This is a genomic window from Roseovarius sp. EC-HK134, from assembly GCF_902498815.1.
In the GTDB taxonomy this organism is placed as follows: Bacteria; Pseudomonadota; Alphaproteobacteria; order Rhodobacterales; family Rhodobacteraceae; genus Roseovarius; species Roseovarius mucosus_A.
On sequence record NZ_LR701544.1, the window covers coordinates 1,836,228 to 1,850,340 of the forward strand.

Below are 14,113 nucleotides of genomic sequence, written 5' to 3' on the forward strand. Positions count from 1 at the left end.
CTGTAACGCCTACGTTCACAGACTGTTTCTCGCATGATTCAGCCGACTGTTGGACAAACCACCCTTGAAAGGTTTACACTCTGGTATTAGGGGCAAACGCGATATGATTAAAACACGTGCAAAATACCATCTGGGCCAAGTGGTCCGTCACAAGAAACACCCGTTCCGCGGGGTGATCTTTGATGTCGATCCGCAATTCTCGAATACCGAGGAATGGTATGCCTCGATTCCTGAGGATAGCCGCCCATCCAAGGAACAGCCGTTCTATCACCTGCTCGCGGAAAACGAGCAAAGCTACTATGTGGCCTATGTGAGTGAACAGAATCTTGTCGCCGATTATTCCGGCGAGCCGGTGGGGCATCCCGATATTCCGGACCTGTTTGGTCCGTTCGAGGATGGGCATTATCCGCTGCATTTTCAGTTGAATTGAGTGGGCTAGGGTGGGTTTGCACCCACCCTAGCCCATGCTCAATAGCCAAGTGCGCAGCCATCCTTGCGCGGGTCGCTGCCGCCCTCAAGCACGCCATCGTCATGGATATAGATCGCCTGCGCGCCGCCAATGGGGCCGGGCATACGCAGGATCTCGTGCCCCATATCGGCGAGGGTCTGCGCCACAGCGTCGCCATAGCCCCGCTCAAGGTTGAGGCCCAGAGGATCGGCAAAGGCGCGCGGCGCGTCGATGGCGGATTGCGGGTCCATCCCGAAATCGCGCAGGTTCGACACTAGACGTGCATGGCCCGTTGATTGATACGAGCCGCCCATCACGCCGAAGGGCATGGTCACGCGGCCATTTTCCACCAACATACCGGGAATGATCGTGTGCATCGGGCGTTTGCCGCCGCCGAGTTCGTTGGGATGCCCCTCTTCCAGCGTAAAGCCTGCGCCACGGTTTTGCAGCAGAACGCCGAATTTTTCAGACGCGATGCCAGAGCCGAAACCGTGGAAGATGGAATAGATCAATGACACCGCCATGCGGTCACGGTCCACCACGGTGATATAGATCGTGTCGCGATGCACGGCCTCGGTCAGGGGTTTGGCGGCGGCCATGGCGCGTTTGGGATCAATCAGCGCGGCGAGTTTTGCGGCGGTCTCGTCTGAGAGCATATAGTCGAGTTTGCGCATGTGATCGGGGTCGGCGATAAAGCGGTTGCGCGCGTCATAGGCCAGTTTGGTCGCTTCGGCCTCGATATGGGTGCGTTCGACGCCAAACGGGTCCATTCCGGCAATGTCGAAATGTTTCAGGATGTTGAGCAGCAGAATCGCGGTGGCACCTTGGCCGTTTGGTGGATGCTCGACCAGATTGGCACCTTTGTATTCGCCACTGACCGGGGTGGTATAGTCACTGTGTTGGTTGGCGAAATCGGCCGCTGTGTGGGTGCCGCCCAAGGCGTTGAGCGTGGTGATGATGTCCTCGGCCACTTCGCCTTCGTAATAGGCGGCACGCCCGTCGCGGGCGATGCGGCGCAGCACCTCGGCCTGACCGGGGGCGCGGAACATCTGGCCTGCTGTGGGCGGCGTGCCTGAGGGCATGTAATGGGTGAGGCCATGACCCTGAAGCGCGGCACCCGCCGTGGGCCAGTCAAAGGCGACACGGGAGGCCACTGGCACGCCCTCTTCGGCATAGCGGATCGTGGGGGCGAGGAGGGTATCGAGGCCAAGCCGGCCGTGATCGGCGCTGAGGCGGCAAAAGGCGTCAATTGCACCGGGGACGGTGACGGCATGTGCGCTTTGAAGTGGTACGGTGTCATGGCCTGCGGCGCGCAGGGCGGCGGCAGAGGCCCCGGCGGGCGCGCGGCCAGAGCCATTGAGCGCGTGGATGGTGGGATCGCCCGGTTTGGTGAAGAGGACGAAGCAATCGCCGCCGATGCCGGTCATTTGCGGTTCGCAAATGCCCAAGAGGACCGCGCCTGCAATCGCGGCGTCCATGGCGTTGCCGCCGCGTTCGAGAATGTCGATGGCGGTTTTGGCCGCAAGCGGGTGCGAGGTCGCGCACATTCCGTTGGTGGAAAAGGTGGCCGAGCGGCCGGGCTTGTGAAAGTCGCGCATGTCTTGTCCTTGTGTCCGTGATGGGGGGACACTAGGCGCAGTTTGCGGCTTTGCCAATCGGGGGAGAAGAGTAAGCCTCGACGCCGCGCGCTGGGTGGGGGCAATTACACGCGACGCCGAGGGAAGCCATATGCAGCTACAGGTTTCGGTATGACGGGGTTCTGCGGCGCGAGTTGGCCGGGATTAAGGTAAGATTGCGGCGGTCTAACCCTAGGGTTGTGTCAGAGCGGGGCGCGGTGGAATTCGAGGGTCAAATGGTTGCATCCGGCGGCGCGGCGATAGTCGATCCGCTCGGTAAGATCGCGAATCAGAAACCAGCCAAACCCGCCCTCGGGCAAGGCACCGCGCGCGACGTCATGCTCGGGCAAGAGGCCGTCGGGGGGGCAAAGGCCGGGCAGGGCCGCGCCCTGATCGCTGAGTATGGCGACAAGCCGGGCCGGATGAAGCGCAAGCGCGATCTGGATGTCGCCGGGGGTCTCGGGCGGGTAGGCATGTTCCACGATATTGTTCAGCGCCTCGGCCAGCACGAGTTCGACGGTGCCACATGCCTCATCGGGCATGGCGCAGGCGTGCAGCCAGTCGCGGGTGCGCGCCAGCACCTCGCGCACGGCGAGGTTTGAGGCACGGGTGTGAAGCGTGAGGTGCTGACCCGCAGGATCGGGGATCACGGCGCGCGACCTCTGGCAAGGGTCATCATGGGGCCGCCCATCCTGCCCGATCACCCTGTTGCGCGGGATTGGAGGCTGCGCAGATCGTCATGGATGGTGAACACCGTATCCATCCGTGTGAGGCGAAACACCTTGGCCACATCGGGGGTAAGACAGGCGAGGTCGAGCCGCCGCTCGCCGCCCATCTGTTTCATCGCGGCGACGATGGCGCCCAGCCCGCTGGAATCCACAAAAGTGACATTGCCCAGATCGAGCACGACTGGCCCCACCCCGCTGGCCGTAGCGGCGCGCATGGCGTCCTTGAAGCGGATGGCGGCGGCGGCGTCGATACGCGCCTCGCCGACGGTGATGATGGTCATGTCAGGATGATGCGTGGTGTTGAGATCCATGGTGCCTCCGGCAGGATACGTAGTAATACAGGGCACGCTAGACCCAATTCCTTACCATTCGGTATGCAGGATCAGGATTTGCGAGGAGGCAAAGATGCAAGAGGTGGTGATTGCCGGGGCGTCGCGCACGCCCATGGGTGGATTTCAGGGCGATTTCGATGGTGTGCCGGCGGCAGAACTGGGCGGCGCTGCGATTCGCGCGGCACTGCTGGATGCCGGGGCTGAGACCGTGGACGAGGTCTTGATGGGCTGTGTGCTGCCTGCGGGGCAGGGGCAGGCCCCGGCGCGGCAGGCCGGTTTTCTGGGGGGGCTTGGCGAGGAGGTGCCTGCCACGACGCTCAACAAGATGTGCGGGTCGGGGATGAAGGCGGCGATGATGGCCTTTGACCAGATTGCCTTGGGTCATGCCGAGGTGATGATCGCGGGCGGCATGGAATCGATGTCGGGCGCGCCCTATCTTTTGCCCAAGATGCGGGGCGGCGCGCGGCTCGGTCATGCGCAGGTGGTCGATCATATGTTCCTTGATGGGCTAGAGGATGCCTATGACAAGGGCCGCCTGATGGGCACCTTTGCCGAGGATTGCGCCGAGGCGTTTCAATTCACCCGTGAGGCGCAGGATGCCTATGCGCTGGCCTCGTTGCAAGGCGCGCTGGACGCGCAAGCCTCGGGGGCGTTCGCGCGTGAGATTGCGCCGGTGACGGTGCGGGGGCGCAAGGGCGAGGTGGTGATCTCTGCGGATGAGCAACCCGCCAAGGCGCGGCCCGAAAAAATCCCGACGCTGAAACCAGCGTTTCGGCCGGGGGGCACGGTGACGGCGGCCAATTCCAGCTCGATCAGCGATGGTGCTGCGGCACTGGTGCTGGCGTCGCGCGCGGCGGCCGAGGCGCGGGGCCTTCAGGTGCGCGCGCGGATCATGGGGCACGCGAGCCATGCGCAGGCCCCCGGCCTTTTTACCACCGCCCCGGTGCCTGCGGCGCGCAAGCTCTTGGACCGGCTGGGCTGGAGCGTGGCGGATGTCGATCTCTGGGAGGTGAATGAGGCCTTTGCGGTGGTGCCCATGGCGTTCATGCACGAGATGGGCGTGGCGCGAGAGCGGCTTAACGTCAATGGTGGGGCCTGTGCGCTGGGTCATCCGATTGGGGCGTCCGGCGCGCGGATCATGGTGACGCTGCTCAATGCGTTGGAAACACGCGGGCTGCGCCGTGGTGTGGCCGCCATCTGCATCGGTGGCGGTGAAGGCACGGCGATTGCGATTGAGCGGGTCTGACGCCCCTCAGGCCGCCTCGAGATCGCGCCGCATGGTGGCCATGCCCCGGCGGCGCGACAGTTCTTCGTATCCCGCCTTGCGGTAGAGGTTAAGCGCGGGCGCGTTGTCGAGTTCGACCTTGAGGGTGATGGTCAGCGCCTTGAGTTGGCGGGCGGCCTCTTCGGCGAGGGACAAGAGCACCTCGCCGGTGCCGCCGCGCATGCGTTCTTCGACAAAGACATAGGTGAGGTGGCGCACCTCGGGGCCGACGCCCACGCGCAGGGCGAAAAAGCCCACTTCTTGCCCGTTCTCATCACAGAGATAAAAGGTTTCGTCCTCAAGGTCGCCCACCCATTTCAGCGCCCATTCGCGTGCGTCAAACGGATGGCTGGCCTGTGGATTGACCAGCGCAAGATCATCCTTGTCGGTCAAAAGGCGTGCCAGAGGTTCAAGATCACGGGTCTGGTTGCGGTGCAGGGTCAGCCGGGACATCTGTCGTATTCCTTATAGTCCATGTCGTAATTTTATCGCGGGCGCGTCTCTGCCATGGGTGGACACAGGATGCAACCCAAAGGCTGCATGCGGGCTCTGGCCTTGGCGCTTGGGCCGTGGCATAGGGCTGTCATGCGTATTGATTATGACCATATCGCCCGCACCATCGCCGCGCTTACCGAAGGGGAGAGCGACGCCGTTGCGCTCATGGCTACGGTGGTGTGCGAGGTGCACCATGCGGATGATCGGTTCGACTGGACCGGGTTTTACCGTGTGACCGCGCCTGAGATGCTCAAGATCGGGCCTTATCAGGGCGGGCATGGCTGCCTGAGCATCCCGTTTTCGCGCGGTGTCTGCGGTGCGGCGGCGCGCACGGGCACGGTGCAATTGGTGCCGGATGTCGAGGCATTTCCAGATCATATCGCCTGTGCGAGTTCCACGCGCTCAGAGATTGTGCTGCCGGTGCGCGACGGGGCGGGGCGGCTGATTGCGGTGTTCGACATCGACAGCGATCAACCGGCGGCCTTTACCGAAGAGGATGCGGCGCGGCTGAGCGAGATTCTGGCGGCTGTGTTCGGGCGGATTTGAAGCGGCTGTGAGGAGGCAGGACGGGTTTTGGCCTGAAGCGGACATTGGCCCCAAGCGCTTACGCGCGGAATCAAGCCCGAAGGGCGCCGCGCGATCGCTGGGCCGTCCCGCGGCCTAGCGATTTTGAGATGTAGCGCATCTCTTTCAAGTCATACGGACTTTGCTTGCATTAAGTGGCAGTCACTGCCGTTGCATCGCTAGTCCCCGGCCCAGCGACCGCGCGGCTCATCGCACAGGTCCAATGTCGCCTTCAGGCCATTCCCCGCTCTGGCCAATCGAAACCTCGTCAGCGCCCTTTCCACACAGGATCGCGTTTTTCGGCAAAGGCGCGCGCGCCCTCTTTCTGATCGTCCGAGGCGTAGAGGGTATCCACAGTCTCGAACTGTCGCCGGGTGATGCGGTTCATCGCATCCTGAAAGCGCATGGCCTCGGCCTCGCGCACGATGTCCTTGATTGCGGCATAGACCAGCGGTGGGCCGGCGGCGATGGTCTGGGCCATGGCGCGCGCCTCGTCCATCAGCCGGTCGGCGGGGTGGATGTGGTTGACCAGCCCCCAGTGCGCGGCCTCTTTTGCATCGAACCAGCGGCCCGTGATCAAAAGCTCCATGGCGATGTGATAGGGGATACGCTTGGGCAGTTTGACACTGGCCGCATCGGCCACGGTGCCCGAGCGGATTTCGGGCAGGGCGAAGGTGGCGTGATCTGCGGCCAGAATGATATCTGCTGAGAGCGCCAGTTCCAGCCCGCCGCCACAGGCGATGCCATTGATCGCGGCGATCACCGGCTTGTTCAGCCCGCGCAATTCCTGCAATCCGCCAAAGCCGCCAACGCCATAATCGCTGTCGGGGGCCTCGCCCTCGGCGGCGGATTTGAGATCCCAGCCGGGGCAAAAGAATTTTCCGCCCGCGCCGGTCAGGATGGCAACGCGCAGGTCGGGATCGTCGCGGAAGTCGCGGAACACCTCGCCCATGATCCGGCTGGTGGCGGCGTCTATGGCGTTGGCGCGTGGGCGATCCAATGTCACCTCAAGCACGGCCCCGTTGCGTTCGGTGCGAATGGGCGTGTCGGTCATGGTCTCTCTCCCTTGGTGATGAGCGCATCCACGGCGACCGCATCCGATGCGGTGCAGAGGAGCGGGTTGATTTCCACCTCTTCGAGGGTCGCGGCATGGGCGATCACATAGTCCTGAACGGCCATGACCGCCCGCAGAATGGCGGCGTGGTTGGCGGCGGGCTGGCCACGATAGCCGCCCAGCAGGGGTGCTGTGCGCAGGTGGCTGAGGGCTTGGGTGAGGTCGGCCTCTGTGACCGGCAAGAGCAGGCTGGTTGTATCGCGCAGGATTTCGGTCAGCGTGCCGCCTGCGCCCAAGGTCAGCACAAACCCATGCGCCGGATCGCGCAGCACTCCGATCAGCAGTTCCGCGATAGGGGCCGCGATCATCTCTTCGATGAGCCAGCTTTGGCAGGGCATGGCGCGGGCCTTGGCCTGAGCCTCGGCAAGGTCGTCCGCGTGGTGGACAAAGATCACGCCGCCTGCCTCGGTCTTATGCGCCAGCCCTTCGGCTTTGATGACCAGTGGCAAGGGCATGTCGCTAAGGGTTGCGGTAAGCTCGGCGGGTGTTGCGGCACGGCGCGCCTGTGGGATGCGCAGCCCGTGGGCGGCGAGCGCCACCTTGGCCTCGGCCTCGGTCAGGGTGCGGGGCTGCGTCGGCGTGCCGGGCAAGAGGAGCGGCAAAGGCGTGCTGCGCCCCTGTCCCAGCCACGCGGCGCGGGCGATGGCGGCGAGCCCATCATCCAGCCCGGCAAGCGGGATCAATCCGCTTGCAATGGCGCGCTCGGCCACACTCTCTGACAGGCAATCGGGCAGGGTCGCGATGAGCGCGAGCGGTTTGCCCACCCGGCGCTGCGCCTCTGCGCCTGCCTCGAATATACAGTCCCAAGCGGAGGGATCACAGCGGTCGGGGCGTGGAAAATCAGCGATCATCACGCCGATATCGGCAGGGCCATCAAGAGCGGCGGCAAAGGTGGCGGCCATGGCGGGCACGTCGCCCCAAATGAATGTGTGGTAATCCAAGGGGTTGGCCAGCGCCACCCGTGGCCCAAGTGCGGCGCGCAGCGCGCGGGATTGTGTTGGCGTGAGCGGTGGCAGGGTGAGGGCGTGATCAAGGGCGGTGTCGGCCATCAGGCTTGCCTCGCCGCCCGAGCAAGAGATCGAGACCACGGCATTGCCGGGCAGCGGGCCTGCAAAATGCAAGAGCTTCAGGGTCTCCAGCATCTGCGGCAGGGACGTGACCTGCGCAATTCCCAATCGCGCCAAGAGGGATGCCGCGCCGGCCCCGCTCCCGGCCAAAGAGGCGGTGTGCGATTGCGTGGCGGCGCGCGCCTGATCCGAGCGCCCGGATTTCAGTGCGACGATGGGCTTGCCTGCCCGGCGCGCCGCCTCTGCCAGCGCCTCGAAGGCGCGCAGATCGCCCACCCCCTCGATATGCAGGCCAAGGGCGGTGACGCGGGGATCCTCTAACAGCGCGCGGCCAAGCGCCGACAGGCCCAGCTGTGCCTGATTGCCCACGGTCATCAGATAGGCAATGGGCAGGCCGCGCGCCTGCATGCTGAGATTGATCGCGATGTTCGAGCTTTGCGTGAGGATTGCCACGCCGCTCTTGCAGCGTTGCCCACCATGCTGATCGGGCCAGAGGAGCGCGCCATCGAGATAGTTGACGAAGCCATAGCAATTCGGGCCGATGATCGGCATGTCGCCCGCGGCGTGCAACAGGCGCGCCTGCATCTCAGCGCCGTCGCCCAGCTCGGCCTCGGCCTCGAGAAAACCTGCGGCAAAGCAGACAGCGCCGCCCGCGCCCATCTCCCGAAGCTGCGCGATGGTGGCAATGGTGGCGTCGCGGTTGACGCCGACAAAGACCGCATCGGGCACGCCGGGCAGGGCGGATAGCGCGGGATAGGCGCGCGCGCCGCCGATCTCTGCCTTGGTCGGATGCACCGGCCAGACCGGCCCGGCAAAGCCCATGGCCACAGATTGTCGGATAAGATTGGCGCACCATGTGCCGCCGCCGATCACGGCGATGGAGGCGGGGCTCAGCAGGCGGGAAAGATCACGGGTCATCGTGTGGCACTTTGGACAAGAGAAGAGCAGGGGCGCTGCCCCTCTGGCCCTGCGGGCCATTCACCCCGAGGTATTTTGGGCCAGATGAAAGGGTTGGTTAACCATTTTGCGGCAGTTTGACAGGGCGGTACAGGCTGAGGAGCCGATGACCGCGCCAGGTGAAGCCCCCTGTCCGTAACGGGCAGGGGGTGCGCCTGTTTCATCTGGCCCAAAATACCTCGGGGGGTCCGGGGGGCGGCGCCCCCCGGCGTGTCGGCGCCGCAGGCGGCGATCCGTCTCATGCGCCGAGGGGCCGCAGCATTTCGCGGCTGATGATGTGGCGCTGAATCTCGGATGTGCCGTCCCAGATGCGTTCGACCCGTGCATCGCGCCAGAAGCGTTCGATGGGCAGGTCATCCATCAGCCCCATGCCGCCGTGGATTTGCAGCGTGGCATCGGTGACGCGGGCCAGCATTTCGGAGGCGTAGAGCTTGGCGCTGGCGATCTCGCGGTTGGCGGGCAGGCCCTGATCCAGACGCCACGCGGCGTTGAGGGTCAGAAGATCGGCCGCGTCGATTTCGGTGATCATATCGGCCAGCTGAAAGCTGACGCCTTGGAATTTGCCAATGGCCTGCCCGAATTGTTCCCGCTCTGCCGCGTAGCGCAGCGCGTGGTCAAAGCAGCGGCGTGCGCGCCCGACCGCCATCGTGGCCACGGTGATCCGGGTGGCGTAGAGCCATTCGTTCATCACGGCAAAGCCGCCATCCACCTCGCCCAGAACCTGGGCATCGGGCAGGCGGCAATCGTCGAATTCGAGCACCATGTTCTTGTAGCCGCGATGGCTGACGGATTTATAGCCGTCGCGGATGGTGAAGCCCGGCGTGCCGCGATCCACGAGGAAGGTGGTGATGCGTTTCTTGGGCCCCTTGTCGGTCTGATCCTCGCCGGTGGCGACAAAGACGATGACGAAATCGGCGTGATCCGCGCCCGAGATGAAATGTTTGGTGCCGTTGAGCACCCAGTCACCCCCGTCGCGTCGGGCGGCGCATTTCATGCCGCGCACGTCTGATCCGGCGCCCGGTTCGGTCATCGCAAGGGCATCCATCCGCTCGCCGCGCACCGCTGGCAAGAGGTAACGCTCGATCTGTTCGCCCGTGCAGGCCATCAGGATATTCTGCGGTCGCCCAAAGAAATGCGTGAGCGCCATGGAACCGCGCCCGAGTTCGCGCTCGACAAGGGCAAACTCGAGATGGCTCAGCCCTGCGCCGCCGACGGCCTCGGGGAAATTGCAGGCGTAGAACCCAAGGTCGATGGTTTTTTGCTTGATGGCTTGGGCCACTTCGGGGGGCACTTCGCCGGTGCGCTCAACAAGGGGCTCATGGGGGTATATCTCATTCTCGACAAAGCGGCGCACCGCTCCGACGATCATCTCTTGCTCGTCGGTCAGTCCGAAATGCATCTTAGGCCTCCTTGTGCTGTTTGGCCAATGCCACGACCCGCGCCAGCACATCGGCGCGCGGATCGCAGGATTTGCGGGACTTGAGATCCACATGCAGCATGAACTGGTCCGAGGTGGCCAAGAGCGCGCCATCGCTCTCGCGTTTCATTTCGTGGAAGCAGCGGAGTTTCTTGCCCTCGCCTTGGGTGACGCGCGTCTCGACGCGGATATGCTCGCCGGCATGGGCCTCGGCGAGAAAGCTGATGGTGTTCTCGACAGTGAAATAGCTCAGCCCGCCCGCGATATAGGCGGTATCGGCCCCGACATGGGTCATCACCGCATCGGCGGCATCGCTGAAAAGCTGGCCAAAGCGCCCTTCGTTCATATGGCCGTTGTAATCGGTCCAGTCGGCGGGAATGACGCGGCGGGCGCTGGTGATGGGCGGGCCGTCGGTGAGGGTGGTCTTGATCGTCTGCTGGTGTTGGTTGATCAGCCGCCCCGCTGCATTGCCCTGTTGGCGCAGCGCGCGCAGCATGGCGACAAGGTTATTGTCGCGTTTGCGTTCGAGTTCGCGAATGCTGAGGTGGCCGGATTGCGCGTCGGACTGATCGGCGATCATCTGGGCCAGTTCATCCGTCAGTTCCGGCACATCCATGAGTTTGGTCCAGGGCCACGACAGGCAGGGGCCGAACTGGTCGATGAAATGTTTCATGCCCGCCTCGCCGCCCGCGATGCGGTAGGTTTCAAAGAGGCCCATTTGCCCCCAGCGCAGGCCAAAGCCGTAGCGGATGGCGTTGTCGATTTCCTCGGTGGTGGCGATGCCGTCCTTGACGAGCCAGAGCGCCTCGCGCCACACCGCCTCGAGGAAGCGGTCGGCGATATGGGCGTCGATTTCCCGGCGCACATGCAGCGGGAAATGACCGAGCGAGGTGAGGATATCCTTGGCACGGGTGATGAGGGCGGGGGGATTTTTCTCGGTCGTGACCAGTTCGATGAGGGGCAAGAGATAGACCGGGTTGAACGGATGTGTGACGACGATCTGTTCGGGGCGCGCGGCACCGTCTTGCAATTCCGAGGGTTTGAAGCCTGAGGTGGAGGAGCCGATGATCGCCCCAGCGTCGCAATGCTCTTGCAGCGCTTGGAAGACCTTGTGTTTCAGGTCCAGCCGTTCGGGCACGCTTTCTTGTATCCAGTCCGCGCCCATGACGGTTTCGGATAGGGTTGTATGAAAGGTCAGGTGCCCCTCGGCGGGCAGGGCCACGTCATAAAGCATGGGCAGGGCGTGGCGGGCATTGGCCAGCACGGCGTCGATCTTGCGGGCGGCCTCGGGATCTGGGTCGAACACCCGCACATTCCAGCCATTGAGAAGGAAACGCGCAGCCCAGCCGCCGCCGATCACACCGCCACCGATGATTGCTGCTGTTTTCGTCATCACACCATCCTTCATCACACCATGCTCTCCGTATGTCCGTCCACGGCCAGGATCTGGCCCGTTACCTTGCTTGCGGCGGGGGAGGCGAGGAATAGCGCCATATCCGCCAGATCATCCGCCGTGACCCATGTGCGCAGGCTGGTGCCCCGCGCATAGAGCGCGCGGACCTCATCCTCGGTCCGGCCCGAGGCGCGGGCCTCCATTTCCACCACACGCTCCATCCGGGGGCCTTCGACCGCGCCGGGGGCGATGGCGTTGACGCGCACACCGGCGGGGCCAAGCTCCATCGCCAGTGTCTTGGTCAGCCCCACCAGCCCCCATTTGGCGGCCACATAGGGGGTGCGGTAGGGCACGCCGTGCAGGCCAGAGGTGGAGGTGGTGATCAGGATCAGCCCCGCGCCTTGCGCCCGCATCACCCGCGCCGCCCAGCGACAGGCGAGAAAGGTGCCAAAGAGATTGACGCCAACACAGGCCTGCCATGCGGCATAATCGAGATCCTCGATCCGGCCTGCGGGGCCGCCGGTGCCAGCATTGGCGCAGAGCACATCGGCCCCGCCCCATGCGGCCTCGACATGCCCCAGAAAGGCGGTCATCTGCGCCTCGTTGGTCACATCCGCCTGACGGGCGATCATCAAAGGGTGGTCAGCCTGCATAAGGGCCACCGCATCGCCATCGGCATCGCAAATCGCCACCCGGTCGCCGCGCGCGGCAAAGCGTTCGGCCAAGCGCCGCCCGATCCCCGACGCGCCGCCGGTGATCACGACGCGCTGGCTCATCCGCGCGGGGCCCGTTTGGTGAGGCGCAGTTTCTGGCGCACCTCGGCGGGGGTCATGAGGCGTGCGCCAAGCCCTTCGATGATGCCCTTTGCCTTTTCCACGAGTTGCGCATTGGTGGCCAGCACGCCACGGTCGAGCATGAGGTTATCCTCGAGCCCGACGCGCACATGCCCGCCTGCCAGCACCGACGCCGCGACATAGGGCATCTGGTGGCGACCCAGCGAAAAGGCGGAAAAGGTCCAAGTGTCTGGCACGTTGTTGACCATCGCCATGAAGGTGTTGAGATCATCCGGCGCGCCCCATGGCACGCCCATGCAAAGCTGCACCAGCGCATCGGGTTCCAGAATGCCATCCTTGACCAATTGCTTGGCATACCAGAGGTGGCCGGTGTCAAACGCCTCAATCTCGGGTTTTACGCCCAATTCGGTCATCATCCGGCCCATGGCCTGCAACATGCCGGGGGTGTTGGTCATCACATAATCGGCCTCGGCGAAATTCATCGTGCCGCAGTCGAGCGTACAAATCTCGGGCAGGCATTCGGCGACATGGGCGACACGTTCGGTTGCCCCTGCCATATCGGTGCCCTTGGGCGAGAGGGGCAGGGGGGATTCCACCCCGCCAAAGATCATGTCGCCGCCCATGCCCGCCGTCAGGTTCAGCACAACATCGGTGTCGCTGTCGCGGATGCGGTCGGTCAATTCGCGAAAGAGTTTGAGATCGCGCGAGGGCGCGCCGGTTTCGGGGTCGCGCACATGGCAATGCACCACGGCGGCCCCTGCCTTGGCGGCGGCAATGGCGCTTTCGGCGATGTCTTTGGGCGAGCGGGGGACATGCGGGCTTTTGTCTTGGGTGGCGCCCGATCCGGTGACGGCACAGGTAATGAAAACCTCGCGGTTCATGGTGAGCGGCATGGCATCCTCCGGTTTGTGTGTTGGGGCCAGCCTAGCGTGCTGGTATGGCTTTTGATTTTGCGGTATCAGACAATAATCATGCTGGAATGGACAAAATCACCAAACGCCCCGGTGCGTATCGCGCTGTTGCTCTTTGACAGGTTTTCAAACCTGTGCCTTGCCAATTGTCTGGAGCCGCTGCGCGCCGCCAATACGCTGGGGCCGCGCCGTGGCTTTGACTGGCAGATCCTGACGTTGGACGGCGCGCCTGCGCGCTCGTCCAGTGGGATCGAGGTGCTGGCGCATGGCGGGTTGGGGGCGCTGACGGCCTGCGATTACCTTTTTGTGCTGGCGAGTTATGATCACGACCGGCACGACACTGCCGCCGCGCGGCGCGCGTTGCAAGCGGCGGCGCGGCGGGCGGGGGTGACGGTGGGGCTGGATAGCGGGCCGTGGCTTTTGGCCTCGGCGGGGCTATTGGATGGGCGGCGGGCGACGGTGCATTGGGATTTGCTGGATGCCTTTACCGAGCGGTTTCTGACGGTCACGCCAGAGCGCGCGCGGGTGCTGCGCGATGGCACGCGGATGACCTGTGCGGGGGCGATGTCGGCGCTTGATCTGACGCTGGGGCTGATCAGCGATCACTTGGGCATGGCGGTGCGGCTGGATGTCGAGGCGCTGTTTCTGCATGGCGATCCGCCAGTGACCCCGACGCGCGAGGATGTGGCCGTGGGCGATCCGCTGGTGCGCCGGGCGCTGGGATTGATGCGCGATCATGTCGAGCGGCCCTTGTCGCTGAGCGATCTGGCGCGGCGGTTATCGTGCCAGCCGCGCACGCTGGATCGACGGTTTCGGGCGGGCCTTGGGGCACCGCCGGGGGCGGTGTACCGGCATCTGCGCTTGGCGGCGGCGCGCAAGCTGGTCGAGAACACGCGTCTGGGTATGGCGGAGATTGCGCTGCGCTCGGGCTACGAATCGCCTGCGGCGCTGACCCGCGCGCTGCGGCGGCAGTATGGCACCACGCCGCGTGCTTTGCGGCACGGCTGAGCGCT

At 64.4% G+C, this 14,113-nt stretch carries 14 protein-coding genes; 4 read left to right on the top strand and 10 right to left on the bottom strand.

Annotated elements, in window-relative coordinates:
- Positions 1-103 precede the first annotated feature (103 nt).
- Positions 104-430, top strand: coding sequence for a heat shock protein HspQ (gene hspQ, locus GC127_RS12780; RefSeq protein WP_008283234.1), 327 nt, complete (start codon positions 104-106; stop codon positions 428-430).
- 38 nt (positions 431-468) lie between these two features.
- On the opposite strand, the gene GC127_RS12785 is transcribed toward hspQ, so the two are convergent.
- The 3 genes from GC127_RS12785 to GC127_RS12795 all read right to left on the bottom strand — a co-directional run bounded on the left by GC127_RS12785 (position 469) and on the right by GC127_RS12795 (position 3,103).
- Positions 469-2,046 carry a gamma-glutamyltransferase family protein gene (locus GC127_RS12785; RefSeq protein ID WP_151978439.1) on the bottom strand — a complete coding sequence of 526 codons (1,578 nt, stop codon included), beginning with the start codon at positions 2,044-2,046 and terminating at the stop codon, positions 469-471.
- Between the two features lie 221 nt (positions 2,047-2,267).
- A complete protein-coding gene (locus tag GC127_RS12790; RefSeq protein ID WP_254700100.1) occupies positions 2,268-2,714 on the bottom strand; it encodes an ATP-binding protein in 447 nt (148 codons plus the stop codon).
- Positions 2,715-2,764: 50 nt separating this feature from the next.
- Entirely contained in the window at positions 2,765-3,103 is a 339-nt protein-coding gene (locus GC127_RS12795) for an STAS domain-containing protein (protein ID WP_151978443.1), read from the bottom strand.
- Positions 3,104-3,197: 94 nt separating this feature from the next.
- Here GC127_RS12795 and GC127_RS12800 point away from each other — a divergent pair, with 94 nt between their 5' ends.
- Entirely contained in the window at positions 3,198-4,370 is a 1,173-nt protein-coding gene (locus tag GC127_RS12800; protein ID WP_151978445.1) for an acetyl-CoA C-acyltransferase, read from the top strand.
- Between the two features lie 6 nt (positions 4,371-4,376).
- Here the strand turns inward: GC127_RS12800 and GC127_RS12805 are convergent, their stop codons facing one another.
- Positions 4,377-4,841 carry an N-acetyltransferase gene (locus tag GC127_RS12805; protein WP_008279795.1) on the bottom strand — a complete coding sequence of 155 codons (465 nt, stop codon included), beginning with the start codon at positions 4,839-4,841 and terminating at the stop codon, positions 4,377-4,379.
- 132 nt (positions 4,842-4,973) lie between these two features.
- Here GC127_RS12805 and GC127_RS12810 point away from each other — a divergent pair, with 132 nt between their 5' ends.
- Positions 4,974-5,429: a GAF domain-containing protein gene (locus GC127_RS12810; RefSeq protein ID WP_037297256.1), complete on the top strand. Its 456-nt coding sequence runs from the start codon at positions 4,974-4,976 to the stop codon at positions 5,427-5,429.
- A 286-nt stretch (positions 5,430-5,715) separates the two neighbouring features.
- On the opposite strand, the gene GC127_RS12815 is transcribed toward GC127_RS12810, so the two are convergent.
- The 6 genes from GC127_RS12815 to GC127_RS12840 all read right to left on the bottom strand — a co-directional run bounded on the left by GC127_RS12815 (position 5,716) and on the right by GC127_RS12840 (position 13,082).
- The gene (locus GC127_RS12815; RefSeq protein ID WP_151978447.1) at positions 5,716-6,501 is read right to left on the bottom strand and encodes a carnitinyl-CoA dehydratase; all 786 of its coding nucleotides are present in this window, start codon (positions 6,499-6,501) and stop codon (positions 5,716-5,718) included.
- Positions 6,498-8,546, bottom strand: coding sequence for an acetate--CoA ligase family protein (locus tag GC127_RS12820; protein ID WP_151978449.1), 2,049 nt, complete (start codon positions 8,544-8,546; stop codon positions 6,498-6,500). Before GC127_RS12820 ends, GC127_RS12815 begins: the two co-directional genes overlap by 4 nt.
- Before the next feature lie 277 nt (positions 8,547-8,823).
- On the bottom strand, positions 8,824-9,984 hold the full coding sequence (locus tag GC127_RS12825) for an acyl-CoA dehydrogenase family protein (protein WP_081507859.1): 1,161 nt from the start codon (positions 9,982-9,984) through the stop codon (positions 8,824-8,826).
- A gap of 1 nt (position 9,985) precedes the next feature.
- Positions 9,986-11,395 carry a carnitine 3-dehydrogenase gene (locus tag GC127_RS12830; RefSeq protein ID WP_151978451.1) on the bottom strand — a complete coding sequence of 470 codons (1,410 nt, stop codon included), beginning with the start codon at positions 11,393-11,395 and terminating at the stop codon, positions 9,986-9,988.
- Between the two features lie 14 nt (positions 11,396-11,409).
- Positions 11,410-12,171, bottom strand: coding sequence for an SDR family oxidoreductase (locus tag GC127_RS12835; protein ID WP_151978453.1), 762 nt, complete (start codon positions 12,169-12,171; stop codon positions 11,410-11,412).
- A complete protein-coding gene (locus GC127_RS12840; RefSeq protein WP_151978455.1) occupies positions 12,168-13,082 on the bottom strand; it encodes a 3-keto-5-aminohexanoate cleavage protein in 915 nt (304 codons plus the stop codon). Before GC127_RS12840 ends, GC127_RS12835 begins: the two co-directional genes overlap by 4 nt.
- Positions 13,083-13,160: 78 nt before the next feature.
- Here GC127_RS12840 and GC127_RS12845 point away from each other — a divergent pair, with 78 nt between their 5' ends.
- Positions 13,161-14,108 (top strand): GlxA family transcriptional regulator, encoded by a 948-nt coding sequence (locus tag GC127_RS12845; RefSeq protein WP_151978457.1) that lies wholly within the window; start codon positions 13,161-13,163, stop codon positions 14,106-14,108.
- Positions 14,109-14,113: the final 5 nt, after the last annotated feature.

Bases quoted from the DNA above. Each gene is read 5' to 3' on its own strand.
- GC127_RS12815 (WP_151978447.1), bottom strand. From the start codon at position 6,501: ATGACCGACACGCCCATTCGCACCGAACGCAACGGGGCCGTGCTTGAG.
- GC127_RS12845 (WP_151978457.1), top strand. From the start codon at position 13,161: ATGCTGGAATGGACAAAATCACCAAACGCCCCGGTGCGTATCGCGCTG.
- GC127_RS12795 (WP_151978443.1), bottom strand. From the start codon at position 3,103: ATGGATCTCAACACCACGCATCATCCTGACATGACCATCATCACCGTC.
- GC127_RS12835 (WP_151978453.1), bottom strand. From the start codon at position 12,171: ATGAGCCAGCGCGTCGTGATCACCGGCGGCGCGTCGGGGATCGGGCGG.
- GC127_RS12830 (WP_151978451.1), bottom strand. From the start codon at position 11,395: ATGACGAAAACAGCAGCAATCATCGGTGGCGGTGTGATCGGCGGCGGC.
- GC127_RS12825 (WP_081507859.1), bottom strand. From the start codon at position 9,984: ATGCATTTCGGACTGACCGACGAGCAAGAGATGATCGTCGGAGCGGTG.
- GC127_RS12810 (WP_037297256.1), top strand. From the start codon at position 4,974: ATGCGTATTGATTATGACCATATCGCCCGCACCATCGCCGCGCTTACC.
- GC127_RS12800 (WP_151978445.1), top strand. From the start codon at position 3,198: ATGCAAGAGGTGGTGATTGCCGGGGCGTCGCGCACGCCCATGGGTGGA.
- hspQ (WP_008283234.1), top strand. From the start codon at position 104: ATGATTAAAACACGTGCAAAATACCATCTGGGCCAAGTGGTCCGTCAC.
- GC127_RS12820 (WP_151978449.1), bottom strand. From the start codon at position 8,546: ATGACCCGTGATCTTTCCCGCCTGCTGAGCCCCGCCTCCATCGCCGTG.
- GC127_RS12805 (WP_008279795.1), bottom strand. From the start codon at position 4,841: ATGTCCCGGCTGACCCTGCACCGCAACCAGACCCGTGATCTTGAACCT.
- GC127_RS12840 (WP_151978455.1), bottom strand. From the start codon at position 13,082: ATGCCGCTCACCATGAACCGCGAGGTTTTCATTACCTGTGCCGTCACC.
- GC127_RS12785 (WP_151978439.1), bottom strand. From the start codon at position 2,046: ATGCGCGACTTTCACAAGCCCGGCCGCTCGGCCACCTTTTCCACCAAC.